This is a genomic window from Pulveribacter sp., from assembly GCF_032079985.1.
Lineage (GTDB): Bacteria > Pseudomonadota > Gammaproteobacteria > Burkholderiales > Burkholderiaceae_C > Melaminivora.
Genome location: NZ_DAMATK010000001.1, coordinates 1,254,362 through 1,279,704, shown reverse-complemented (window position 1 = coordinate 1,279,704; position 25,343 = coordinate 1,254,362). Strand labels below are relative to the sequence as shown.

Here is a 25,343-nt window from a genome sequence, read left to right as displayed (position 1 = left end):
TTTCACACGGACCGCCATGAACCCCGACCGCCAAGCCACCTATGCCGCGCTGGATGCGTGGATCGACCAGCACTTCGACGAGCAGGTGCAGTTTCTGCAGGCGCTGGTGCGCGTGCCCACCGACACCCCGCCGGGCAACAACGCGCCGCATGCCGAACGCACGGCCGAGCTGCTCGCGCCCTTCGGTTTTGAGGCCGAGCGCCACGCCGTGCCCGAAAGCGCGGTGCGCGACTACGGCATGCAGTCCATCACCAACCTCATCGTGCGCCGCCCCTATGGCGATGGCGGCCGCACCATCGCCCTGAATGCCCACGGCGACGTGGTGCCCCCGGGCGAGGGCTGGACGCACGACCCCTACGGCGCCGAAGTGGTGGACGGGCGCATGTACGGCCGCGCCACCGCCGTGAGCAAGAGCGATTTCTCCACCTTCACCTGGGCCGTGCGCGCGCTGGAGGCCGTGGCCCGGCCGCGCCAGGGCGCGGTGGAGCTGCACTTCACCTACGACGAGGAGTTCGGCGGCCTGCTGGGCCCCGGCTGGCTTTTGGCCCAGGGGCTGACGAAGCCCGACCTGATGATCGCCGCGGGCTTTTCCTACGAGGTGGTCACCGCGCACAACGGCTGCCTGCAGATGGAGGTCACGGTGCACGGCAAGATGGCCCACGCCGCCGTGCCGCGCACTGGTGTGGACGCGCTGCAGGGCGCCGTGGCGCTGATGAACGCGCTGTACGCCGAGAACGCCAGGTACCGCCAAGTGCGCTCGCAGGTGCCGGGCATCGACCACCCCTATCTGAACATCGGCCGCATCGAGGGCGGCACCAACACCAACGTCATTCCGGGCAAGGTGGTGCTCAAGCTCGACCGCCGCATGATCCCCGAGGAGAAGCCGGCCGAGGTGGAGGCCAGCCTGCGCGCCGTGATCGCCCAGGCCGTGCAGAAGTTCAACGCCGAGCACGGCTACGCCGGCGAGGACGCCGTGCGCGTGGACATCCGGCGGCTGTTGCTGGCCAATGCCATGACGCCCCTTCCCGGCAATGCGCCGCTGGTGGACGCCATTCAGAAGCACGGTGAGGCGGTCTTTGGCGAAAAGCCCCCGGCCGTGGGCACGCCGCTGTACACCGACGTGCGCCTGTACGTGGAGCGCGGCATCCCCGGCGTGATCTACGGCGCCGGCCCGCGCACGGTGCTGGACAGCCACGCCAAGCGCGCCGACGAGCGCATCGAGCTGGCTGACCTGCGCCGCGCCACCAAGGTGGTGGCGCGCAGCCTGGTGGACCTGCTGGCCTGACGCGGCCCTTCCCCTCCCGCCTCACGCAACCCGGCCCAGGCCGAGTTTTTCATGCCCGCGCCTGGCGGCATTTTTCATATTGCGGCGTGACTTGCTGCGGTGCAAAACACGGCAGGGCCGAGACGGGGCCAACGGGCCGAAAAGGCCATCCTGACACGGGCAAACCCCTAGCAAAACGGGCCTGCCGCGGCCGTTTTCCCGGTGTCTGACGCAAAGGGTTTTGTATACACTTTTTGTATGGATCGGTGTGCGCAATCGCCCCACGACCGGACCAACCTGCCACGCCGCTGCTGCGGCGCGCCCGTGAGGAACCAAGGAAGACCCATGTCCACGACCGTCCATCCCGTTGACGAAAAACTCCCCTGGGGCCGCGCGGCCACGCTGGGGCTGCAGCACGTGCTGGTCATGTATGCCGGCGCGGTGGCGGTGCCGCTGATCGTGGGGCGGGCACTGAACCTGCCGCCCGACCAGGTGGCCCACCTGATCTCGGCCGACCTGTTCGTCTGCGGCCTGGTGACGCTGATCCAGGCATGGGGCTGCACGCAGTGGTTCGGCATCCGGTTGCCGGTGATGATGGGCGTGACCTTCGCCGCCGTGGCGCCTATGGTGTCCATGGCGCAGGCCACGGGGGGGCAGCTGGGCGCGGGGCTGATCTTCGGCTCGGTGATCGGCGCGGGGGTGGTCTCCATCCTGATCGCGCCGTTCATGAGCCGCATGCTGCGCTTTTTCCCGCCGGTGGTCACCGGCACCATCATCGCCGTGATCGGCATCAGCCTGATGCGCGTGGGCATCAACTGGATCTTCGGCAACCCCGTGGGCCCCACGGCGCCCTCGGTGCCCAATCCCGAGCACCTGAAGTGGCTGGCCGAGGCCCAGGCCGCCGCCGGCGCGCCGGGCTCGGCGCTGCCCCCGGTGCCCAAGGGCTTCGCAGTGGTGCCCACCGTCCCCAACCCCAAGTACGCCGACCTGACGGGCGTGGGCATCTCCGGCATCGTGCTGCTGACCATCTTGCTGGTGGCACGCTTCGGCCGCGGCTTCGTGGCCAACATCTCGGTGCTGCTGGGCATCCTCGTTGGCGGCGTCCTCACCGCTGCCATGGGGCTGATGAGCTTTCAGAAGGTGGCCCAGGCCAAGTGGGTCGACGTGGTGCTGCCCTTCCAGATCGCCACGCCGGTGTTCGACCCGGTGCTGATCCTGACCATGACGCTGGTGATGATCGTGGTGATGATCGAATCCCTGGGCATGTTCCTGGCACTGGCCGACATGACGGGCAAGGAGATCACCTCCGAAGACCTCAAGCGCGGCCTGCGCACCGACGGCCTGGGCACGCTGATCGGCGGCATCTTCAACACCTTCCCCTACACCAGCTTCTCGCAGAACGTGGGCCTGGTGGCCGTGACCGGCGTGAAGAGCCGCTGGGTCTGCGTGGCCGGCGGCTTCGTTCTGGTGGTGCTGGGCGTGCTGCCCAAGATGGCGGCGCTGGTGGAGTCGCTGCCCACCGTGGTGCTGGGCGGTGCCGGCCTGGTCATGTTCGGCATGGTGGCGGCCACGGGCATCCGCATCCTGTCCAACGTGGATTTCCAGCACAACCGCAACAACGCCATGATCGTGGCCGTCTCCATCGGCGTGGGCATGATCCCGCTGGTGGCGCCCAACTTCCGCCAGTGGATGCCGCACGCCATCCATCCGCTGATCGAATCCGGTATCCTGCTGTCGTCTCTCGCCGCCGTGGCATTGAACGTATTCTTCAACGGCGCCAGCCGCGACACCTCTGCGGCCGTGCTCGCCGCCCGGCAGGCCGACGCCCACTGAACAAGCGCCGCGCCATTCGATACCCTCCACCCGAAGGTAAAAGACCCCTGACGATGCCCCGTCGGCCGCTGGCTGCCGGGGCATTTTTTGGCCCTGCTGGCGGCCCCAGCGCCGTCAGCATGCAGTAAGCTCGTTTTGACCGTTTTCCGAGCGCTCAACGCTCCGTTCCCGCCATGACACAGAACCTCTCCGCCGCCGAATCCGCCCTGCGCGACGCCGCCCGCGAATACCACCGCAACCCTACCCGCGGCAAGATTTCCGTCACGCCGACCAAGCCGCTGTCCAACCAGCGCGACCTGTCGCTGGCCTACTCGCCCGGGGTGGCCTATCCCTGCCTGGACATCCAGGCCGATCCGTCCAAGGCGTTCGACTACACCTCGCGCGGCAACCTGGTGGGCGTCATCACCAACGGTACGGCCGTGCTGGGCCTGGGCGACATCGGCCCGCTGGCGGGCAAGCCGGTCATGGAAGGCAAGGGCTGCCTGTTCAAGAAGTTCGCCGGCGTGGACGTGTTCGACATCGAGCTGGCCGAGCGCGACCCGGACAAGCTGATCGAGATCATCGCCGCGCTGGAGCCGACGCTGGGCGGCATCAACCTGGAGGACATCAAGGCACCCGAGTGCTTCTACATCGAGCGCGAGCTGTCCAAGCGCATGAACATCCCGGTGTTCCACGACGACCAGCACGGCACGGCCATCATCAGCAGCGCCGCCCTGCTCAACGGCCTGGAGCTGGTAGGCAAGGACATCGGCACGGTGAAGGTCGCCGTCTCCGGCGCCGGCGCGGCGGCCATCGCCTGCGTGGACGTGATGGTGGGGCTGGGCGTAAAGCGCGAGCACATCTTCATGGTCGACTCCAAGGGCGTGATCCACACCGGCCGCACCGGCCTGGACGAATCCAAGGCGCGCTATGCACAGGCCACCGAGGCCCGCACCCTGGCCGACGTGGTGGCCGGCGCCGACGTGTTCCTGGGCTGCTCTGCCCCCGGCGTGCTGACGGCCGAAATGGTGAAGACCATGGCCGCCAAGCCCATCATCCTGGCCCTGGCCAATCCCGAGCCGGAGATCCGTCCCGAGCTGGCGCGCGCCGTGCGTCCGGACTGCATCATCGCCACCGGGCGCTCGGACTACCCCAACCAGGTCAACAACGTCCTGTGCTTTCCCTACATCTTCCGCGGCGCGCTGGACTGCGGCGCCAGCAAGATCACCGAGGAGATGAAGCTGGCCTGCGTGCGCCAGATCGCCGCCCTGGCCAAGGAGAACATCAGCGAGGAAGTGGCCGCGGCCTACGCCGGCACCGAACTCACCTTCGGCCCCGACTACCTCATCCCCACGCCCTTCGACTCGCGCCTGATCCTGAAGATCGCCCCGGCCGTGGCGCAGGCGGCCTTTGAGTCGGGCGTGGCCACGCGCCCCATCGAGGACATGGAGGCCTACCGCGAGCACCTGTCGCGCTACGTCTACCAGACCGGCATGCTGATGCGCCCGGTCATCAACGCCGCCAAGGCCCTGCCCGAGGAGCAAAAGCGCGTGGCCTACGCCGACGGCGAGGACGAACGCGTGCTGCGCGCGGCGCAGGTGGCCATCGACGACCACATCGCCCGCCCCATCCTGGTGGGCCGCCCCGCCGTGATCGCCACGCGCATCGCCAAGGCCGGCCTGCGCATGCAGCCGGGCGTGGACGTGGAGATCGTCAACCCCGAGGACGACCCGCGCTTTCGGCAGTACTGGGAGCTGTACCACCAGCTCATGAAGCGCAGCGGCGCCACGCCCGAGGTGGCCAAGGCCGCCGTGCGCCGCTCCAACACCATCATCGCCGCGCTGATGGTGCGCATCGGCGACGCCGACGCCATGATCTGCGGCCTGGCCGGCACCTACGAAACGCACCTGGAGCGCATCGACAGCGTGCTGGGCCGCGCTGAGGACGCCCGCCAGTACGCCGCCCTGAACGCCGTGATGACCGCCAGCAGCGGCCCGCTGTTCATCGCCGACACCTACGTCAACGACGACCCCACGGCCGAGGAGCTCGCCGAGATCGCCTGGGCCTCGGTGCAGGAGGTGCAGCGCTTCGGCGTGCCGCCCAAGGTGGCTTTTTTGTCCCACTCCAGCTACGGGTCGTCGCGCCGCGGCTCGGCACGCAAGATGCGCGCCGCGCGCGACCTGTTCGTCGAACGCCACCCGGATATCGAGTGCGATGGCGAGCTGCACGGCGACGCCGCGCTGGAGCCCAAGATCCGCGCCGCCTACCTGGCCGACTCCACGCTCACCGGCTCGGCCAACGTGCTGGTCTGCCCCAACCTGGACTCGGCCAACATCCTCTACAACGTGCTCAAGACCACCAGCAGCGGCGGCGTGACGGTGGGCCCCATCCTGATGGGCACTGCCGCCACGGCCTACATCCTCACGCCCGCCGCCACCATGCGCCGAGTGCTGAACATGACCGCCCTGGCCGTCGCCAGCAGCGCCGCGAAGCGCAAGTAGGCTGCCGGCCCCCAGCGGGACAGGCCGGGTTTAATTGACTAGCAAATGATTTGAATTCAAATCATTTGCTAGAATTAGGGGATGGAACATGCCCCGTCGCCCCGCCCTACCCCCTCCCTTCCTGCCAAGCGCCTGCTGGGCGTGCGCCTGGTCGGCCTGGGCCGGCGCTGGCGCAAGACGCTAGACACCCGGCTGGCCGCCGAAGGCCTGAGCGACGCCGTCTGGACTCCGCTGGTGCACCTGCACCGCCGGGGTGACGGCCTGTCGCAGACCGAGCTGGCCGCGGCCGTGGGGCTGGACGGCTCCAGCCTGGTGCGCCTGCTGGACGCCCTGGTGGCACAGGGCCTGATAGAACGCCAGCCCCATGCCAGCGACCGGCGCGTCAAGCTGGTGCACCTGACCGACGCCGGCCGGCGCACAGCCGCCGGCATCCGCAAGCGCCTGGCGGCCATCGAGGACGAACTGCTGGCCGACCTGGACGACGCCACCGCCCAGGCCCTGCTGCAGGCATTCGACCGTATCGAGGCGCGCATCGCCGCCGCCCAGCAGCCGGCATGACCGCCATGGCCCGCCGCACCCCCGCACCCTCGCCGTCCTTGCCCCTCGTCTCGCGCGGCCACGCGCTGCGCCACCTCGCCGCGCCCGCACGGCTGCGCGAGAGCCTGGCGCTGCAGCGCCCACCCTCGGTGCGCAATGCCGCCATCGCCGGCCTGCAGGCGGCCCTGGCCGTGGTGCTGGCGGCCGCGGCGCTGCATGCCTCGCCGTGGGCGCACGTGGCCGGCTTCGGTGGGCTGGGCGCGCTGGCGGCGCTGTTCGGCCGCTTCGCGCCGTTGGCGCGGCGTCGACGCATGGTGCTGGTGGCCGGGGCGCTGCTGGTCCTGCCGGTGGCGCTGCTGTCACTGCTGGCCTGGGCAGGGTGGCCACCGCTGGCACTGCTGCTGGCGCTGTCGGCCATGGCGGGGGCGCTGGCATCGCTGGCGCACCGCACGCAGATCGGGGCGCCCGGGGCGGTGATCTTCATCTTCGCGGCCAGCGCCGCGATCAGCCCCATCTCCGGCATGACCGCGTGGACCGAGCGCACCGCCGCCACCGCGCTGGGCGTGGCCGCCGCATGGCTGCTGTGCCTGTTGACCGACCGCCTGCGCGACCTGGAGGTGGCGCCGCCGGCCCCCGCAGCCGCGGCCGGCGTGCGGCCACCCCTGTCGCCGGGCTACGCGCCGCTGCAGGCCCTGCGCGTGGCGCTGTGTGCGGCGCTGGCCGCGCTGCTGGCGTACGCGGCCGGCTGGTCGCACCCGGCCTGGGCAGCCATTGGCGCGGTGGCCGTGCTGCAGGGTGCCCACCTGCCCGGCACCATGCACCGCGCCTGGCAGCGCACGCTGGGTACGCTGGTGGGCGCGGCCGTGGCCTGGGCCATTCTGTCGGCCTCGCCTTCGTTCGCCGCGCTGCTGCTGGCCGTAGCCGTGCTGCAGATACTCACGGAGGTGGTCATCGGCTTCAACTACGCGCTGGGGCAGATCTTCATCACGCCCATGGCGCTGTTGATGACCAACCTGGCCAGCCACGGCGAGCCGGCCGACATGGCGCTGGCACGCATCTACGACACCACGCTGGGCGCTGCCGTGGGCATTGCGCTGGCGCTGGTGCTGTCGTCGCTGGACGAGCGCGTGCACCTCGCGCGCCACCACGGCAGCCTGAAGAATTGAGACAAAAACAGGCTGCAGCGCGCGCCAGTCAAGCGCAAGCAGCTCTTATTTTAATAGCGCAGGGCTGCGGCGCTCAGGCCGTCAGCTTCAGCCCCACGATGCCGGCCAGGATGAGTCCGGCGCAGGCCAGCCGCGCGACGGTCGCCGGTTCGCCGAACAGCACGATGCCCAGCGCCACCGTGCCCAGCGCGCCGATGCCCGTCCACACGGCGTAGGCCGTGCCCACGGGCAGCGTGCGCATTGCCAGGCCCAGCAGCCCCACGCTCACCGTCATCGCCACCACCGTGCCCACGCTGGGCCACAGTCGCGTGACGCCCTCGGTGTATCTCAGGCCGATGGCCCAGCCGATTTCAAACAGGCCGGCCACCACCAGCAGCACCCATGCCATGAACGCCTCCTTGCTCCGCGGGCCGTCCCGGGTGGATGGAGACACGCCGCCGGGGCCGTCCCCGCCGGGGCCTGGGCGGCAGCGCGCCAGGCCCGGCCAGTGTAGGCGGCGGCGCTGGCCCCGGCAGCGCGCGCCGGCAAGCCCCCGTGCGCCGTGGGTGGCTGCGGCGCGACCGTGGCGCGCCCCGCTCAGCGGCCAGACCGTGTGCGGTGCTGGTGCGCCAGCGACAGCCCGAACACCGCCAGCCCGCCCAGCGCCAGGACCGCCCCCACCCAGCCGGTGGACGCCCAGCCCCAGCCCCAGACGATGGCCATGCCGCCCAGCCAGGCGCCCAGGGCGTTGGCCGCGTTGAAGGCCGAGTGGTTCAGTGCCGCGGCCAGGGCCTGCGCGTCGCCGGCCACGTCCATCAGCCGCACCTGCAGCGCCGGGCCCAGCGCGCCGAGGGTGCCCACCAGGAAGGTGCTGGCCAGCGCCCACGGCAACATCGGCGCCGTGAGCGCGAACAGCGCCAGCACCGCGCAGCCCCAGACCAGCAGGCCGGCGATGGTGCCCAGCAGGTGTCGATCCATGAAGCGCGGGCCGACCGCGTTGCCCGCCACCATGCCCAGGCCCAGCAGCGCCAGAGCGAAAGGCAGCACCTCGGGCGGCAGCCTCGCCAGCTCGAGCAGCGTGGGCTTGATGTAGCTGAACACCGAAAACAGCCCGCCAAAGCCGATGGCGCCCACGCCCAGCGTGAGCCAGACCTGCGCGCGGCGCAGTGCGCCCAGCTCGCGCAGCGCACTGGCCTGCACCGGCGCCGGCGTGCGCGGCAGCCAGCGGCGCACCAGGGCGATCGCCAGCACACCGATAGCGCCCACCAGCGCGAAGGCCACACGCCAGCCCAGCGCCTGGCCCATCCAGGCCGCCAGCGGCACGCCCACGACGACGGCCAGCGTCAGCCCGAGCATGACGTGGCCCACCGCCGCCGCGCGCCGGCCCGCTGGCGCCAGCCCCGCAGCCACCAGCGCCGCCACGCCGAAATAGGTGCCGTGCGGCAGCCCGGTGGCAAAGCGCAGCAGGTTCAGACTGGCATAGCCGGGCGCCAGCGCGCTGGCGAAGTTGCCCAGCGCAAAGAAGGCCATCAGCGCCATCAGCAGCGCGCGCCGCTCCATGCGAGCGCCCAGCACCGCCAGCACCGGCGCGCCCACCACCACCCCCAGTGCGTAGGCGCTGATGACGTGCCCGGCCCGCGGGATGGACACGCCCAGCTCCTGCGCCACCTCCGGCAGCAGGCCCATGATGGCGAACTCGCCGGTGCCGATGCCGAAGCCGCCCACGGCCAGCGCCAGCACGGCCGGGCCGTAGGTGCGGCGCTGGGGCGCCGCGGCGGGCGTGGCGGGGGAAGCGGGCTGGGACGTGGCAGAGGTCATCGCGGAGAAATCAGGGAAAACCCTGTGATTGTCATCCGGGCGCGATGGCAAAGGTTGCAGCGGGCCATTGTGATAGGTATGAATCTTTTCAGGCTCAAACCCTTACCCATCCTGCGCAAGCAGCTATCTATTTAGAAGCATCTTTCTAAGTGCGCCGGTGCGCAGGCGCGGGCGCCACCTGCACCAGTTGTGCCGCGGCCGCGCGCAGCGGCTCCATCTGGCGGCATACCTGGGCCAGCTGCAGGTGCAGCAGCGAAGGTTCGGCGTGCAGCGCAGGCGGCGCCGCGTCCAGCGTCCGCGCCCAGGCGTCGGCGCTGCAATCGCCCGGCGGCGGCGGGGTGTGGGTGCGCAGCGCCTGCGCCACCGCCTCGATCTGCCCGGCCAGGGCCTCGGCCGCGCGCCCGGCCAGGTCGTCCTGGGGCAACGTATGCGCCCCTGGGTCCGGCTGCAGGTCGCGGTGTGCTCCCAGAGCGGACAGGCAGCCCAGCAGGGTGTGCGTGCTGCCCAGCAGGTCCAGCCCCGCGCGCGCATGGCGGCGCACCCAGGGCGGCTCGTGCAGCATGTGCGACAGCATGGTCGTCAGGGCGGCATCGGTGTCGTGCGCGCGGCGGCGCGCCACGCGGTAGGCCAGGTCGTCGCTGCGGCCCGTGGCGTACTGGGCGACGATCTGGCGCAGGTAGGCCGCGCAGGCCGCCAGCGCGTCGGCCGCACCCGCACCCAGGCGCCGGCCCTGCCAGTCGGGCAGCACCAGCAGCAGCCCGGCGGCGGCAATGGCTGCGCCCACCAGCGTGTCCAACAGGCGCGGCACGATCAGCGCATAGCCGGCGCCCGTGCCGTGGTTGAACAGCATCAGCACCATCAGCGTGACCGCGGCCGTGGCCGTTGTGTAACGCTGCGTGCGCGTGAGGAAGAACGCCACACCGCCCAGCACTGCCAGCAGCGCCTGTACCGCGGGCTGCGGAAACAGCCGCATCAGCGCCCAGCCCAGCACCAGCCCCAGCACCGTGCCGCCCAGCCGCTGCGCCAGGCGCGCTACCGTGGCGCCATAGGTGGGCTGGCAGACGATGAGCGTGGTCATCATGATCCAGTAGCCGTGCTGCGGGTCGGTGAGCTGCATGGCGCCCCAGGCGGCGGCCAGCGCCAGCGTGAGCCGCACCGCATGGCGAAACAGCGCCGAGCGCACGTGCAGCTGCGCACGCACCCGCGCCCCGGCCTCGCGCAAGGAGTGCGGCGCCAGGTCCAGCAGACTGGTGTCGCCGCGCAGCGGCTCGGTCGGCGGCCGCGTGGCTGTGGCCAGCTGGGTGCTCAGGCGGTCCAGGTTGCGCGCCACCGCGCGCAGCGAGCGCAGCGGCCGCTGCCACTCCGGCTGCGCCTGCCGGCCCAGCCAGTCGAGGGAGGCGTGCAGATCAGCCAGCGCCGGGCCGTGCGGCGCCTGCACCTCGGGAGCGCGGCGGCGCCGCAGCGCTTCGGCGAGTTGCGTGCAGGCGTCGCCCTGCAGGTGCAGCACGCGCTGGCAGCGGTACAGCACGTCGCTGTGAAACAGCACCTCGGTCCAGTCGCCGTAGGGGTAATGCGAGGCGCTGGCGCGCTCGTGGATGTCCTGGGCGATGAAGTACAGGCCCAGCAGCTGGGCCAGCGCGCCCTGCGGCGCGCGGCCGGGCACGGTGCGCGCCAGGATGGCGTCCTTGGCCGTGTTAAGCGCCGCCACCACGTGCGCGTTGGAGCGTGCCAGCTGCAGCCGCCGCGCGCGCAGGTCCACCCCACGCACGGGCTCGAACATGCCGGCCTTGACGCGCAGGTGCCCGCCCAGCGCCAGGTACACGCCGGACAGCGCATGCCGCACGGGCAGCACCGGCGCCGCGGCGCTCCACAGCACCGACAGCAGGCCATACCAGGCCGCGCCGGCCACCAGCAGCGCGGCGACCCGTCCCGCCGGCATCGGTGCCCGGCCGGCCCCCGGCTCACTGATGGCGGCATACAGCGCCAGGATGATGGTCGCCGCGGTGATGGTGCGGTAGCGCCCGCCCACGGCGCCCAACAGGGTGAAGACGAAGCTGCACCCCAGCAGCGCCGCCAGCAGGGCCAGCGGCCGCGCGGCCAGTTCCGCGACCCCCAGGCCCACGACGGCGAAGCTCGCCAGCGTCACGGCCAGGGCCTTCAGGCGGCCGCGCCAGCTGTCGTCGGCCTCGGCCAGCGCGCTGGCGAACACGCCCAGCAACAGCGGCACCATCAGGTCGCCGCGCCCGCTGGCGACGCCCAGCGCCAGCACGCTGGCCAGCGCCACCGCCAGGCGCAGCGCGTAGGCCCAGGCGATCTCGGCGCCCAGGCGCTGCAGCCACTGCGCGGTCGAACCGTCCATGGCGGGATGAATCAATCAGCCCGTGTTGCGCAGGCCGGCGGCGATGCCGTTGATGCAGATGTGGATGCCGGTCTGCACGCGCTCGTCGCCCTGGCCCGCGCGCCAGCGGCGGATCAGCTCCACCTGCAGGTGGTGCAGCGGATCGATGTAGGGGAAGCGGTGGCGCATGGAGCGCGCCAGCGCGGTGTTGGCCGCCAGGCGCTGGCGCTCGCCGGTGATGCGCGTGAGCGCCTCGGCGGTGCGGTGCCATTCGGCCTCGATGGCGGCGAACACCCGCCGGCGCAGCCGCGCGTCCTGCACCAGTTCGCTGTAGCGCGAGGCCAGGGCCAGATCGCTCTTGGCCAGCACCATGTCCATGTTGGACAGCAGGGTGTGGAAGAACGGCCACTGACGGTACATCTTCTGCAGCAGCTGCAAGCGCGCCTTGGGGTTCTCCCCCGGGGCCTTGGTGAAGGCCTCCACCGCCGCGCCGAAGCCGTACCAGCCCGGCAGCGTCAGTCGGCACTGTCCCCAGCTGAAGCCCCAGGGGATGGCGCGCAGGTCCTCGATCTTCTGGCTGGCCTTGCGCGAGGCCGGGCGCGAGCCGATGTTCAGCTCGGCGATCTCGCGGATCGGCGTGGAGCCGAAGAAGTACTGGGTGAAGCCCGGGGTTTCGTACACCAGCGCACGGTAGGCGGCCATGCCGGCGCGCGACAGCTCCTCGGCCGCCTCCAGGAAGGCCGGGCTGGCCGGCTTGGTGGGCTGCAGCAGCGTAGCCTCCAGCGTGGCGGCGACCAGCGTCTCCAGGTTGCGCCGGCCGATCTCGGGGTTGGCGTACTTGGAGGCGATGACCTCACCCTGCTCGGTCAGGCGGATCTGGCCGCGCACGGTGCCCGGCGGCTGCGCCAGGATGGCCTGGTAGCTGGGCCCGCCGCCGCGCCCCACGGTGCCGCCGCGGCCGTGGAACATGCGCAGCGCGATCGGCGTGCGCGCCCCGGCGTTCATTTCGTCGAACAGCGCCACCAGCGCGATCTCGGCGCGGTACAGCTCCCAGTTGCTGGTGAAGATGCCGCCGTCCTTGTTGCTGTCGCTGTAGCCCAGCATGATGTCCTGCAGCGCGCCGCTGGCGCGCACCAGCTGCGCGACGCCCGGCAGCGCGTAGAACTCGCGCATGATGGGCGCGGCGTTGCGCAGGTCTTCGATGGTCTCGAACAGCGGCACGACGATGAGCTGCACGCGCGCGTCACTGTCGCCCAAAGCGCCCTGCATCAGGCCCACTTCCTTTTGCAGCAGCAGCACCTCCAGCAGGTCGCTCACCGTCTCGGTGTGGCTGATGATGTAATGGCGTATGGCCTGGGGGCCGTAGCGCCGGCGCAGGGCCAGCGCGGTCTCGAAGATGGCCAGCTCGCCCTGCGTGTGCTCGCTGTAGCGCGCGCCCACCACGCGCAGCGGGCGCGCGTCGCCCAGCAGGCGCAGCAGCAGGGCGCGGCGCTCGGCCTCGGGCAGCTGGGCGTAGTCCGTCTCGACCCGCGCCAGCGCCAGCAGCTCGGCCACCACGCGCTCGTGCTGGTCGGAACTCTGGCGCAAATCCACCGTCGCCAGATGGAAGCCGAAGACCTCCACGGCGCGCATCAGCGGCCGCAGGCGCTCGGCCGTGAGCGCGCCGCCGCGGTGCGAGCGCAGCGAGGCCTCGATCACGCGCAGGTCGGCCAGGAAGTCCTCGGCGCTGTCGTAAGGGCTGTGCGGCGCGACGGCGTGGCGCGCGGCCTCGGTGCCGGTCAGGGCCTTGAGCGTGGCGGCCAGGCGGGCGTAGATGCCGGTCAGCGCGCGGCGGTAGGGCTCGTCCTGGCGGTGCACGCTGGCGTCGGGCGAGCGCTCGGCCAGCTGCTGCATCTGGGGCGAGACCTCCACCAGGTTGCTGGAGAGAGACAGCTCGCGCCCCAGCTGGTGCACCTCGGTCAGATAGTGGCGCAGCGCCACCTCGCCCTGGCGCGACAGCGCCAGCGACAGCGTGCCGGCGCTCACGTTCGGGTTGCCGTCGCGGTCGCCGCCGATCCACTGGCCCATGCGCAGAAAGCTGGCCACCGGGTGCTGCGCGCCCAGCTCGCGCTCCAGCTCGGCGTAGATCTTGGGGATCTCGGTCAGAAAGGTCGACTCGTAGTACGACAGCGCGTTCTCGATCTCGTCGGCCACGGTGAGCTTGGAGTAGCGCAAGAGGCGCGTCTGCCACAGCTGGGCCACGCGGGCGCGCAGCTGCGCCTCGTTGGCCGCCAGCTCGCGCGGCGTCAGCGTGTCGCGCGCCGCCTTGTACAGCTGGGCGCGGGTGGCGATCTCGTCGCGCTGGGCCAGCAGCTGGGCGATGCCGCGCTCGGCGTCCAGGATGCTCTTGCGCTGCACCTCTGTCGGGTGGGCGGTGAGGACCGGCGCCACGTAGGCGGCGGCCAGCGTCTCCGCCACGGCGCGCGGGGCGATGCCGGCCCAGCGCAGGCGCGCCAGCGCCACCTCGATGCTGCCTTCCTGGCTGCTGCCGGCGCGCTCGTGCACGGCCCGGCGCCGGATGTGGTGCCGGTCCTCTGCCAGGTTGGCCAGGTGGCTGAAATAGGTGAAGGCGCGGATCACGCTCACCGTCTGATCGCCGGTGAGGGACTTGAGCAGCTTTTTCAGCGCGCGGTCGGCTTCCTGGTCGGCGTCACGGCGGAAGGCCACAGACAGCTTGCGCACCTGCTCGACCAGGTCATAGGCGGCCACGCCCTCCTGCTCGCGGATCACATCGCCCAGGATGCGCCCGAGCAGGCGGATGTCCTGCGTCAGCGGCTGGTCCTTGCTGCCGGCGCGGCGGGCGCCGCCGGCGTGAGCGGAAGCGGTCTGGTCGGGCGTGCCGGAGTCGGCGGCCTGGGCTGCGGGAGCGTTCATGCGCGGGAGGTCTCCTGATGCGCCGGACAAAGGGGGGCAGAGGCGGTCGCGGCGCGGCTGTTGCAGCGCAGCATGCTAGCATCCCCCGCTGCCCTGGCCGACCGCCGCCGGGGCCGCGCGAGACTGTTTTTTTCCGATGAGCCACACCCGCCCCGCCACCCCCTCCTCCATCGTGATCGCCACGCGCGAAAGCCAGCTGGCCCTGTGGCAGGCCGAGCACGTGCAGCAGCTGCTGACGGCGCGCGGCCACGCCGTGCAGCTGCTGGGCATGACCACCCGCGGCGACCAGATCCTGGACCGCTCGCTGTCCAAGGTGGGCGGCAAGGGCCTGTTCGTGAAGGAGCTGGAGGTGGCACTGGAAGAAGGCCGCGCCGACATCGCCGTGCACTCCCTCAAGGATGTGCCCATGGAGCTGCCCACCGGTTTCGCCCTGGCCTGCGTGATGGAGCGCGAGGACCCGCGCGACGCCTTCGTCTCGAGCCGCTACGCCGCGCTCGACGAGATTCCGCAGGGCGGCGTGGTCGGCACCTCCAGCCTGCGCCGCCAGGTGCTGCTGCAGGCGCTGCGCCCCGACCTGAAGATCGAACCGCTGCGTGGCAACGTGAACACCCGCCTGCGCAAGCTGGACGAAGGCCAGTACGACGCCATCGTGCTGGCCGCCGCAGGCCTCAAGCGCCTGGGCCTGGCTGAGCGCATCCGTGCCATCTTCACGCCCGAGCAGATGCTGCCGGCCGCCGGCCAGGGCGCCCTGGGCATCGAGGTGCGCGCGGCCCGCGCCGACCTGTTTGACGCCCTGGCGCCGCTGGCCCACCAGCAGACCTGGCTGACGGTGACAGCCGAGCGCGCTGTCAGCCGCGCCATGGGCGGCAGCTGCTCCATGCCGCTAGCCGCGCACGGCCAGTGGCAGGAGGGCACGCTGCAACTGCGCGCCGCCTGGGGCGATGTGCAGGGCCGCGTGCCGCTGGTGCACGCTCAGGGTCAGGCGCAGGTGCGCACGCTGGAACAGGCCGACGCCCTCGGTCTGGCCGTGGCGGCGCTGCTGCGCGAGGGCGGCGCCACCGGAGCTGGCCCCCTTTGAATTCCGCCCCCCGCGCCATCGTCACTCGCCCGGCGCACGACGCGGCGCAGTGGGTACGCGACCTGGGCGCCCAGGGCATCGCCGCCCAGGCCCTGCCGCTGATTGCCATCCGCACCGTGGCCGGGCCGGCGCTGGTCCAGGCGCTGCAGCAGGCCCGCGCGGCCGCCGCCGGCTACCGCGCGCTGATGTTCGTCAGCGGCAATGCCGTCACGCATTTCTTTGAGCCAAATACGGCTCCAGCCCTTGCTGGACAAGCGCTGGCAGCTACTAATACAAGAGCATGGGCACCCGGCCCCGGCACCGTCCAGGCGCTGCTGGCCGCCGGCGTCCCCGCTGCGCGCATCGACGCCCCGCCGCCGAGCAGCGCGCAGTTCGACTCCGAGGCGCTGTGGCCCGTGGTGGCGCCGCAGCTGCGAGCCGGCGACCGGGTGCTCATCGTGCGCGGCGCCAGCGCCCCGGCCGCGCCCGGCGGCAGCGGCCGCGAATGGCTGGCCGCCCACCTGGCCGAGGCCGGCGTGCAGGTGGACTTCGTCGCCGCCTACGAGCGCTGCGCCCCGGCGCTGGACGTGCCGGCCCTGGCGTTGGCGCGCGAGGCGGCGCAGGACGGGTCGCTGTGGCTGCTGAGCAGCTCCGAAGCGCTCGCGCATCTGGTCCAAGCCATGCCGGGCCAGGACTGGCAGCACGCCCGCGCGCTGGCCACGCACCCGCGCATCGCACAGGCGGCGCGGGCCGCCGGTTTCGGCCATGTGCACGAGTGCCGTCCGGCCCTCGCAGACGTGGCCGCGTCGATAAAATCACTGCATGCCCGCTGAGCCCTCCACCGAGCTGATTGCCCCCCCGGCAGCCCCGCTGCCGCCGGCCCCTGCCGCCGCGTCGCGCCTGGCGCTGATGGTGCTGGGCGTGGTGGCCGCAGCGGCGCTGGCCAGCTCGGTGCTGCTGTGGCAGCGCCTGTCCGGCATCCAGGAACAGCTGGCGCGCCAGAGCGCCGACTCCGGCACCCAGGCCATCGAGGCCCGTGCCATGGCGCGCGAGGCGCAGGAGCTGGCGCGCGACGCCTCCGCCCGCCTGGCCCTCACCGAGGCGCGCGTGGCCGAGGTGGCACTGCAGCGAAGCCAGCTCGAAGAACTCATGCACAGCCTGTCGCGCACCCGCGACGAGAACCTGGTGGTGGACATCGAGGCCGCCCTGCGCCTGGCGCAGCAGCAGTCGCAGCTGACCGGCAGTCTGCAGCCCCTGGTGGCCGCCCTCAAGGGCGCCAGCCAGCGCATCGAGCGCGCCGCCCAGCCGCGCCTGGCGCCGCTGCAGCGCGCCATGGCGCAGGACCTGGAGCGGCTGCAGCGTGCCAGCGTCACCGACACCGCCGGCCTGCTGGTGCGCATCGACGACCTTGCGCGCCAGGTCGATGAGCTGCCGCTGTCCAACGACGTCGGGCCGGCCCATGCGGCACGCCCGCCGGCCGCCGCGCCGTCGTCCGGTGCAGCGGGCGAAGCCCCCGAGCAGCCGCGCTGGCAGGCCGCGCTGCGCACGGGCTGGGATGCCGTGCGCGACGAGGTGCGCAGCCTGGTGCGCGTGAGCCGCATCGACCGCCCCGAGGCCATGCTGGTCGCACCCGAGCAGGCTTTCTTCCTGCGCGAGAATCTCAAGCTCAAGCTGCTCAATGCGCGTCTGGCGCTGCTGACGCGCCGGATGGACTCCGCGCGCACCGATCTGCAGGCCGTGCATGCCGGCGTGGCGCGCTACTTCGACCCGGCCTCGCGCCGCACGCAAGGCGCCCTGCAGGCCCTGGTGCTGGTGCAGTCCCACCTCAAGAGCGCCGAGGTGCCCCAGCTGGAAGACACCTTCGCCGCGCTGGCCACCGCGGCCGCGGGGCGCTGACGCCATGCGCGCCGCCCTGTGGCTGCTGGCCCTGTTCGGCGTCGCCGTCGCCGTGGCCCTGTTCGCCGGCAACAACCAGGGCACGGTCACCCTGTTCTGGCCGCCCTACCGGGTGGACCTGTCGCTGAACCTCGTCCTGCTGCTACTGGTGGCCGGCTTCGCCCTGCTGTACGCGGCGCTGCGCGGCACCGCTACCCTGCTGGAGTTGCCCGGACGGGCGCGCCGCTGGCGCCTGATGCAAAAGGAGCGCGCCATGCACGCAGCGCTGCTGGATGCCATGACGCAGCTGCTGGCCGGGCGCTTTCTGCGCGCCCGCCGCGCTGCCGAAGGGGCCGTCGCCCAGGAGCGCGCCCTGGCCGATGCGCGCAGCGCCGTGCCGCACCGGCGCCGGCTGCGCGCCTTGTCCCACCTGCTGGCTGCCGAGGCCTCGCATGCGCTGCAGGACGCCGCCACTCGCGACGCCCACCTGCAGCAGGCCCTGGACGGCGTACCCGAGCGCGGCCCCGATGCCGAACTGCGCGAGGGCGCCCAGCTGCGCTCCGCCCGCTGGGCGCTGGATGACCGCGACGCCGCCACCGCGCTGGAGCGCCTGGCCGCCCTGCCCGTGGGCGCCGCGCGCCGCACCCTGGCCCTGCGCGCGCGTCTGAAGGCCGCGCGCCTGGACCACCGCACGGCCGACGCCCTGGATACGGCCCGCCTGCTGGCCAAGCACCATGCTTTCCCGCCGGCCGCGGCGGCCAGCATTGTCCGCAGCCTGCTGCTGGAGCTGGTCGACGGCGCCCACGACACGGCCCAGCTGCAGCGTATCTGGCAGAACCTTGAGCCCGCCGAGCGCGCCATGCCCGAGGTGGCGGTGCAGGCCGCGCAGCGCCTGGCCCAACTGGGCGGCGAGCCGACGCAGGTACGCGCCTGGCTGCTGCCGGTGTGGGAGCGCCTGGCCGAGCCACTGCCAGAGCACCAGGCGCTCAAGCTCATCGGTGTGCTGCAGGACAACCTGGACGGGCTGGACGGGCCCTGGCTGGCCCGTATCGAGGCCGCCAGCCAGGCACGCCCGCGCGACGCGCGTCTGCAGTACCTGTCGGCCATGGCCTGCCTGCAGCGCGAGCTGTGGGGCAAAGCGCGCCAGCTGCTGGGTCAGGCCGCGCCGCAACTGGCCGACCCGGCCCTGCGTGCCAGCGCCTGGCGCGCCCTGGCGCAACTGGCCGAGCAGCGCGGCGACGAAGCCGAGGCACTGACCGCCTGGAAGCAAGCCGCGCAGGTCGCCCGCTAACAGCGTTGATGGGCAAGCAGCGCTCAGCGGCGCTTGCGCGGGCCCATGCCGAGGCCTTCCTTTTGCTTGGCGATGCGGTCGCGCTTGCGCTGGTCCATGCGCTCCACGGCGCGGCGCTTGGTGTAGCCCGAGGCATCGGCCCAGGCCCACCAGGCCGCGGTCACGGCGAACGGAGACAGCACCCACCACCATGACCACTGCGCCACAGGGTCGATCTCCAGGTATTTGAGCAGTATCAACAGCAGGCCCAAAAGCAGCGTATACACGGTCACATCCTCCTCTGCGGAGCGGGCTTTGAAGGCCTCCCGTCAACCGCGAACACTACAATCCAATCAAGGTCAAAATGTACTTCAACCCCCACAGGAAACTCATCATGAAGCGCACTCTCATCACCCTCGCCATGACGCTGTCGGTTGCCGTGCCCGCCATGGCCGACCAGGCCCTGGCCACGTCCAAGAACTGCATGGCCTGCCACGCCGTGGACAAGAAGCTGGTGGGCCCCGCCTACAAGGAAGTGGCCGCCAAGTACGCCGGCCAGGCCGGCGCTGCCGACAAGCTGGCCGAGAAGATCATGAAGGGCAGCTCCGGCGTGTGGGGCCCCGTGCCCATGCCCGCCAACGCCCAGGTCAGCGCCGACGAAGCCAAGAAGCTGGCCACCTGGATCCTGGCGACCAAGTAAGAAGCCAGGCCGCAGAGCCTCTTAAGTACGACAAAGCCGCAGCGCCTTTGGGGCGCCGCGGCTTTTTGCTGTTTGCCTGAAAGACCGCTTACAGGCGCAGACCGGGCTCGACGCGCGGAGGGACAGCATCGCCGTGGCGGTGCAGTTGGTCCTCCAGCTGGCCGACGTAGGCCGCCGTGACGTTGTCCGATTCCTGCACGCGGGCGTTCAGGCGCGCTTCCAGGGTGTCCATGCGCGCCAGCATCACGCTTTGCTGAGTTTCCAGAAAGCCGCGCAGCTCGGTGAAACGCGAGGCCTCGGCCTTGTCGGCCAGTTCGCGCTGGGCCGCCATTTCCTTAGAGTGGCGGCGCGTCTCCATCAGCACCGAACCGTGCAGCGTCAGCACGTAGGCCAGGAAGATGATGGCCATCACGCCGGTCAGCGCCAGCATGATGAGTCCCAGCGGGGCCTGGACCGTCGTCAGGCCCAGCGACACCGTGGTGGGCATCGACAACGTGGGCCAGTTCAGCACGGCCAGCGCGGCGATGGCCAGCATGATGAGCACCAGGACAAGGGATCGCAGGTTCATGGGAAAAACTCCTCGGCAAATTGGGCAGACGCTGTTGTAACCCATGACCCGCCTGTGCACGGCGCGCGCGGAGCCATTCGCGCAACGCTCCTACAGCAGGACGAAAAAAAGCCGCCCGGCCTTGCAGCGGGCGGCCTGAGCGGCTGGCGCCGCGCCTGGGTCAGTTGTTCTCTGCCAACTGATCCAGGATGGCGGGGTTCTCCAAGGTACTCGTGTCCTGGGTGATGGTTTCGCCCTTGGCCAGCGAGCGCAGCAGGCGGCGCATGATCTTGCCCGAGCGCGTCTTGGGCAGGTTATCGCCGAAGCGGATGTCCTTGGGCTTGGCGATGGGGCCGATCTCCCTGGCCACCCAGTCGCGCAGCTCCTTGGCGATCTGCTTGGCCTCGTCGCCCACGGGGCGGGGGCGCTTCAGCACCACGAAGGCGCAGATGGCCTCGCCCGTCAGGTCGTCGGGACGGCCCACCACGGCGGCCTCGGCCACGATGTCGGACTTGGCCACCAGGGCGGACTCGATCTCCATGGTGCCCATGCGGTGGCCCGAGACGTTCAGCACGTCGTCGATGCGACCGGTGACGCGGAAGTAGCCGTTGTCCTTGCTGCGTACCGCACCGTCGCCAGCCAGGTAGGCGCCGCGCATCTCCTCGGGGAAATAGGTTTTCTTGAAGCGCTCGGGGTCGTTCCAGATGGTGCGGATCATGCTGGGCCAGGGCCGCTTGATGACCAGCATGCCGCCCGCGCCATTGGGCATTTCCTGGCCCGTTTCGTCCACCACGGCGGTGTAGATGCCCGGCAGTGGCAGTGTGCACGAGCCCGGCACCATGGGCGTGGCGCCCGGCAGCGGGTTGATGATGTGGCCGCCGGTCTCGGTCTGCCACCAGGTGTCCACCACGGGGCAGCGCTCGCCGCCCACGTTCTTGTAGTACCACATCCAGGCCTCGGGGTTGATGGGCTCGCCCACGCTGCCCAGCACGCGCAGGCTGGACAGGTCCCAGTTCTTCGGATGCACCTTCTCATCGGAATCTGCCGCCTTGATCAGCGAGCGGATGGCCGTGGGCGCGGTGTAGAAGACAGAGCACTTGTGGCGCTCGATCATTTCCCAGAAGCGGCCGGCGTGCGGGTAGGTGGGAATACCCTCGAAGATGATCTGCGTGCCGCCTGCGGCCAGCGGGCCGTAGACCACATAGGTGTGGCCGGTGACCCAGCCGATGTCGGCCGTGCACCAGAACACGTCCTCGGGCTTGAGGTCAAAGCTCCACTGCATGGTCAGCTTGGCCCACAGCAGATAGCCGCCGGTGCTGTGCTGCACGCCCTTGGGCTTGCCGGTGGAGCCGCTGGTGTAGAGGATGAACAGCGGGTGCTCGGCGCCCACGGGCGTGGGCGGGCATTCCGTGCTCTGGCCGGCCAGGGCTTCGGTGAAGGTCCTGTCGCGCCCGGCCACCATGTTGCAGGCGGTGGCGGTGCGTTCGAACACCAGCACGCTCTTGACACACTCGCAGCCGCCCATGGCCAGCCCGTCGTCTACGATGGCCTTCAGCGGCAGCTCCTTGCCGCCGCGCACCTGGTAGTTGGCGGTGACCACGGCCACGGCCTGCGCGTCCACGATGCGCTCCTGCACCGCCTTGGCCGAAAAACCGCCGAAGACTACGCTGTGCGTGGCGCCGATGCGGGCGCAGGCCTGCATCGCCACCAGGCCTTCCACGCCCATGGGCATGTAGATCAGCACGCGGTCGCCCTTGGCCACGCCGCTGGCCTTCAGGGCGTTGGCGAACTGGCTCACGCGCGTGAGCAGGTCGCGGTATGTGTAGTGGGTGACCTTGCCGTCGTCGGCCTCGAAGATCACGGCCGTCTTGTTCTCGACCGGCGTACCCATGTGGCGGTCCAGGCAGTTGGCGCTGGCATTCAGCTCGCCGTCCTCGAACCACTTGTAGAAGGGAGCGCCCGACTCGTCCAGCACGCGCGTGAAGGGCTTGCTCCACTGCAGGTTCTCGCGCGCCAGGCGCGCCCAGAAGCCATCGAAGTCGCGATCGGCCTCGGCGCGCAGCGCCTCGTAGCCCTGCATGCCGGAGATGCGGGCGGCCCGCACCATGCTGTCGGAAGGTGGGAAGACGCGGTTTTCGATCAGCACGGATTCGATCGCGGACGGGGAAGCGCTCATGGTTTTGTCTCCTTTAGGCACGAATGGCACGGATAGGCACGAAATTCTCCGCCTGACTGTCGACCCTGGGACTTACAAAGCACTGACGCATCTCAAGCGCCCGGCCGTGGGGGTTAGCTGCGGAATTTTTAGGCAAAAAAGGGCCCCAACGCTTGCCAGGCAAGCGCCGGCAGCTATTTAAAACATAGCAAAACAGATTAGGGATAACACAAAAGCAAAAACCTTTCTTTTGACGCAAAGTATCTCAATTTTTATACTTCGCCGGTGTTTTACAACCTGCCACGCAGGTAATCCGCCTCCCGCCGGCTCTTTGGCCGGGCCGTGTGACCACGGCGGATCTTCGCGTCGCAGCGCCCTCGTTCCATCCATTTGACGGACACGGCGCGCGTCGTCCGGCCGAAGTTTCGGCCCTGATGCTGATTTTCTGGTGCCTGGCCGCTTCCCAGCGGGCGGCGTGGCACCCGCGGCGCCAGGCAAGTGCCATTTGCGGCTTTTTTCTTGCCTTCCCGCGCTGATCCCAGGCCCTTGCGCACCCTTGCTGCGTGCCATTCGGGCCGTCCAGGTCACTGGTGGTCTTTCCCGTGTCCGCCTTGCCGGCCCTGCCCGCCGCGCGCGTTACCCATTGCGGATGCGTGCTGCCCGGGCGGTGCCGGCGCATCGGGGTTTCGCAGGCTTGTCCTGTCCTTGCTTCGGCTTCCATGCCCTGGGCGCCGCCGTGCGCGCAGGGGCTCTTCACAGCCATTACTACAGCGAGGGAGGAAGCCATCCCATGGCCAAGCAGATCATCATCGACCACGTCTTCAAGGTCTTCGGCGAGGCGCCGCAGCGCGCGCTCGAACTCGTGCAGCAGGGCCTGTCCAAGCAGGACATCCTGGCGCGCACCGGCAACTCCATCGGCGTGTTCGACGCCAGCTTCACCATCGAGCCCGGCGAGATCTTCGTCGTCATGGGCCTGTCCGGCTCGGGCAAGTCCACCCTGGTGCGCATGCTCAACCGCCTGATCGCGCCCACCAGCGGACGCATCCTGGTCGAAGGCCAGGACATCAGTGCCTTGAGCGATCGCGACCTGCGCGCCCTGCGACGCAAGGACATCTCCATGGTGTTTCAGTCCTTCGCGCTGATGCCCCACCTCACAGTGCTGCAAAACACTGCCTTCGGCCTGGAACTGGCCGGCGTCGGCCAGGCCGAGCGCGAGCAGGCGGCCGAACAGGCGCTGGCCCAGGTAGGACTGGCCGGCTGGGGCGCCAGCTACCCCGATGAGCTGTCGGGCGGCATGCAGCAGCGCGTGGGCCTGGCCCGGGCGCTGGCCTCAGACCCTTCCATCCTGCTGATGGACGAAGCCTTCTCGGCGCTGGACCCCATCATCCGCACCGAGATGCAGTCCGAGCTGCTGCGCCTGCAGGAGCACAAGCGCCGCACCATCGTCTTCATCTCGCACGACCTGGACGAGGCCATGCGCATCGGCGACCGCATCGCCATCATGAAGGACGGCCAGGTGGTGCAGGTGGGCACGCCCGACGAGATCCTGCGCTGCCCGGCCAACGACTACGTGCGCAGCTTCGTGCGCGGTGTGGACGCCGCCGCCGTGTTCAAGGCCGGGGACATCGCCCGCCAGGCGCTCACCGTGGTCTCGGCGCACGAGGACCGAGGCTGCCGCGCCGCGCTGCGCATCCTGGAGGATTCCGACCGCGAACACGCCTATGTACTGGGCAATGACCAGCGCCTGCTGGGCGTAGTCTCCTCGCAGTCGCTGCGCGAGGCGCTGCACGGCCACCATGGCCCGCTGGGCCTGCGCCACGCCTTTCTGCCTGGCGCCCAGCCGGTCAGCGCCGACACACCGGTGGCCGACCTGTTCGGCCCCATGTCCACGGCGCCGTGCCCGCTGCCGGTGGTCACCGAGGCCGGCAAGTACCTGGGCGTGGTCAGCCGCACCGGCGTGATGCGTTTCCTGGACCGCGACACCCCGCCCGTGCCCCCGCCGCAGGAAGAGCGCGCGCCGCTGCAGCTCAACCCCCACTTTCCGCAGGCCACTGACCCCGTGGCGCCGCTGCACTGACACGACAAGGAGGCAACAAGACCATGCAGGACAGCACGATGGCCAACCCATCCCCTCTCGAAGAGACCGGCAACCCCTGGAGCGCCCAGGAGCCCGTCGCCAGCCCCGAGGCGGCCGACCCTTGGAGCGGTGCGGACGCCGCCGCCCCGGCCGATCCCTGGAGCGACAGCGCCACCGGCGCCACCGCGACTCCCGCGGGCGACCCTTGGGGTGGCTCGGACGCCACCGCCGATCCGGCCGCCGGCGCCGACTGGCTGGGCGCCGCGGCTAGCGCGGGCGAGGACGCCACGGCCGACACCGGCTTCGCCGCGATGTGGCAGCAGCTGCAGACCGACGGCCTGCCCATCCAGGGCTGGATCAATGACAGTCTGCACTGGGTGGTGGAGAACTTCCGCCCCTTCTTCCAGGCCGTGCGCGCGCCCATCGACGCCACCCTCACGGGCGTGACCGACGCCCTGCTGGCCGTGCCGGCACCGCTGATGATCGTGCTGGCCGCGCTGCTGGCCTGGCAGTTCGCCGGCCGCGCGCTGGCCATCGGCACGGGCGTGTCGCTGGCGCTGGTGATGCTGCTGGGCATCTGGCCCGACGCCATGGTGACGCTGGCGCTGGTGCTGACCTCGCTGCTGTTTTGCGTGCTGCTGGGCCTGCCGGCCGGCGTGGCCCTGGCGGCCAGCGACCGCGCCCAGCGCGTTACACGCCCGCTGCTGGACGCCATGCAGACCACGCCGGCCTTCGTCTACTTGGTGCCGGTGGTCATGCTGTTCGGCATCGGCAACGTGCCGGGCGTCATCGTGACCATCGTCTTCGCCCTGCCGCCGCTGATCCGCCTGACCAACCTGGGCATCCGCCAGGTGCGCCCGGACCTGATCGAGGCCAGCCGCGCTTACGGTGCCTCGCCCTGGCAGCTGCTGTGGAAGGTGCAGCTGCCCCTGGCCATGCCGTCCATCATGGCCGGCGTCAACCAGGCGCTGATGCTGTCACTGTCCATGGTGGTCATCGCCTCCATGATCGCGGTGGGCGGCCTGGGCCAGATGGTGCTGCGCGGCATCGGCCGCCTGGACATGGGCCTGGCCACCGTGGGCGGCCTGGGCATCGTGCTGCTGGCCATCGTGCTGGACCGCCTGACCCAGGCCATGGGCGAGCCCGGCCGCGGCGGCCAGCGCTGGTGGCATACCGGCCCGGCCGGCCTGGTGCTGCGCCTGCTGCGCCGCCGCGCGGCCGCTGCGGCGGACGTGCCGGCCACCCCCCTGCCCCCGGCAGCCGCCGCGCCCGCTGCCGCCGCGGCGCCCTCCAAGCAAGCCCCCATGGGCCGCCAGCCCGCGCTCTGACGCGGC

19 protein-coding genes are annotated in these 25,343 nt (G+C 70.9%); 12 read left to right on the top strand and 7 right to left on the bottom strand.

The features are described 5' to 3' along the window. Nucleotides 1–16: 16 nt before the first annotated feature. From RT282_RS05935 to RT282_RS05915, 5 genes are all read left to right on the top strand, one after another. On the top strand, nucleotides 17–1,285 hold the full coding sequence (locus RT282_RS05935; RefSeq protein ID WP_313312427.1) for a M20 family metallopeptidase: 1,269 nt from the start codon (nucleotides 17–19) through the stop codon (nucleotides 1,283–1,285). A 324-nt stretch (nucleotides 1,286–1,609) separates the two neighbouring features. Continuing rightward, entirely contained in the window at nucleotides 1,610–3,097 is a 1,488-nt protein-coding gene (locus tag RT282_RS05930; RefSeq protein ID WP_313312424.1) for a nucleobase:cation symporter-2 family protein, read from the top strand. A gap of 173 nt (nucleotides 3,098–3,270) precedes the next feature. Continuing rightward, nucleotides 3,271–5,577, top strand: a complete 2,307-nt coding sequence (locus RT282_RS05925; protein ID WP_313312421.1) for an NADP-dependent malic enzyme — start codon at nucleotides 3,271–3,273, stop codon at nucleotides 5,575–5,577. A gap of 81 nt (nucleotides 5,578–5,658) precedes the next feature. Continuing rightward, nucleotides 5,659–6,135, top strand: a complete 477-nt coding sequence (locus RT282_RS05920) for a MarR family transcriptional regulator (protein WP_313312420.1) — start codon at nucleotides 5,659–5,661, stop codon at nucleotides 6,133–6,135. Continuing rightward, a complete protein-coding gene (locus RT282_RS05915; protein ID WP_313312417.1) occupies nucleotides 6,132–7,280 on the top strand; it encodes an FUSC family protein in 1,149 nt (382 codons plus the stop codon). Before RT282_RS05920 ends, RT282_RS05915 begins: the two co-directional genes overlap by 4 nt. A gap of 73 nt (nucleotides 7,281–7,353) precedes the next feature. Here the strand turns inward: RT282_RS05915 and sugE are convergent, their stop codons facing one another. From sugE to ppc, 4 genes are all read right to left on the bottom strand, one after another. Next, a complete protein-coding gene (sugE, locus tag RT282_RS05910) occupies nucleotides 7,354–7,668 on the bottom strand; it encodes a quaternary ammonium compound efflux SMR transporter SugE (RefSeq protein WP_313312414.1) in 315 nt (104 codons plus the stop codon). Nucleotides 7,669–7,856: 188 nt separating this feature from the next. Beyond that, complete coding sequence (locus RT282_RS05905) at nucleotides 7,857–9,077, bottom strand: MFS transporter (RefSeq protein ID WP_313312412.1); 1,221 nt, start codon at nucleotides 9,075–9,077, stop codon at nucleotides 7,857–7,859. Between the two features lie 145 nt (nucleotides 9,078–9,222). Continuing rightward, nucleotides 9,223–11,436: a YccS family putative transporter gene (gene yccS, locus RT282_RS05900; protein ID WP_313312409.1), complete on the bottom strand. Its 2,214-nt coding sequence runs from the start codon at nucleotides 11,434–11,436 to the stop codon at nucleotides 9,223–9,225. Nucleotides 11,437–11,451: 15 nt separating this feature from the next. Next, nucleotides 11,452–14,328: a phosphoenolpyruvate carboxylase gene (ppc, locus tag RT282_RS05895; RefSeq protein ID WP_313312407.1), complete on the bottom strand. Its 2,877-nt coding sequence runs from the start codon at nucleotides 14,326–14,328 to the stop codon at nucleotides 11,452–11,454. 136 nt (nucleotides 14,329–14,464) lie between these two features. On the opposite strand from ppc, the gene hemC reads away from it, so the two are divergent. Genes hemC through RT282_RS05875 form a run of 4 tightly spaced genes read left to right on the top strand, consistent with a single transcriptional unit; the run spans nucleotide 14,465 to nucleotide 18,551 of the window. After that, on the top strand, nucleotides 14,465–15,406 hold the full coding sequence (hemC, locus tag RT282_RS05890; RefSeq protein WP_313312406.1) for a hydroxymethylbilane synthase: 942 nt from the start codon (nucleotides 14,465–14,467) through the stop codon (nucleotides 15,404–15,406). Then, on the top strand, nucleotides 15,403–16,218 hold the full coding sequence (locus RT282_RS05885; RefSeq protein WP_313312403.1) for a uroporphyrinogen-III synthase: 816 nt from the start codon (nucleotides 15,403–15,405) through the stop codon (nucleotides 16,216–16,218). The genes hemC and RT282_RS05885 overlap by 4 nt, the downstream gene beginning before the upstream one ends. Further along, on the top strand, nucleotides 16,208–17,281 hold the full coding sequence (locus tag RT282_RS05880; protein ID WP_313312402.1) for a uroporphyrinogen-III C-methyltransferase: 1,074 nt from the start codon (nucleotides 16,208–16,210) through the stop codon (nucleotides 17,279–17,281). Before RT282_RS05885 ends, RT282_RS05880 begins: the two co-directional genes overlap by 11 nt. A gap of 4 nt (nucleotides 17,282–17,285) precedes the next feature. Continuing rightward, complete coding sequence (locus RT282_RS05875; RefSeq protein WP_313312400.1) at nucleotides 17,286–18,551, top strand: heme biosynthesis HemY N-terminal domain-containing protein; 1,266 nt, start codon at nucleotides 17,286–17,288, stop codon at nucleotides 18,549–18,551. A 23-nt stretch (nucleotides 18,552–18,574) separates the two neighbouring features. Here RT282_RS05875 and RT282_RS05870 read toward each other — a convergent pair whose 3' ends face one another. Then, nucleotides 18,575–18,817 (bottom strand): TIGR04438 family Trp-rich protein, encoded by a 243-nt coding sequence (locus RT282_RS05870; RefSeq protein ID WP_312306353.1) that lies wholly within the window; start codon nucleotides 18,815–18,817, stop codon nucleotides 18,575–18,577. Nucleotides 18,818–18,924: 107 nt separating this feature from the next. Here RT282_RS05870 and RT282_RS05865 point away from each other — a divergent pair, with 107 nt between their 5' ends. Further along, nucleotides 18,925–19,230: a c-type cytochrome gene (locus tag RT282_RS05865; RefSeq protein WP_312306351.1), complete on the top strand. Its 306-nt coding sequence runs from the start codon at nucleotides 18,925–18,927 to the stop codon at nucleotides 19,228–19,230. Nucleotides 19,231–19,318: 88 nt separating this feature from the next. On the opposite strand, the gene RT282_RS05860 is transcribed toward RT282_RS05865, so the two are convergent. Both RT282_RS05860 and acs read right to left on the bottom strand, forming a co-directional pair. Then, entirely contained in the window at nucleotides 19,319–19,798 is a 480-nt protein-coding gene (locus tag RT282_RS05860; protein ID WP_312306349.1) for a LapA family protein, read from the bottom strand. 160 nt (nucleotides 19,799–19,958) lie between these two features. Then, on the bottom strand, nucleotides 19,959–21,953 hold the full coding sequence (gene acs / locus RT282_RS05855; protein ID WP_313312397.1) for an acetate--CoA ligase: 1,995 nt from the start codon (nucleotides 21,951–21,953) through the stop codon (nucleotides 19,959–19,961). Nucleotides 21,954–22,722: 769 nt separating this feature from the next. Here acs and proV point away from each other — a divergent pair. Together proV and proW are read left to right on the top strand one after the other, a co-directional pair. Then, nucleotides 22,723–24,009, top strand: coding sequence for a glycine betaine/L-proline ABC transporter ATP-binding protein ProV (gene proV / locus RT282_RS05850; protein WP_313312395.1), 1,287 nt, complete (start codon nucleotides 22,723–22,725; stop codon nucleotides 24,007–24,009). A gap of 23 nt (nucleotides 24,010–24,032) precedes the next feature. Then, entirely contained in the window at nucleotides 24,033–25,337 is a 1,305-nt protein-coding gene (gene proW, locus RT282_RS05845; protein WP_313312393.1) for a glycine betaine/L-proline ABC transporter permease ProW, read from the top strand. Nucleotides 25,338–25,343: the final 6 nt, after the last annotated feature.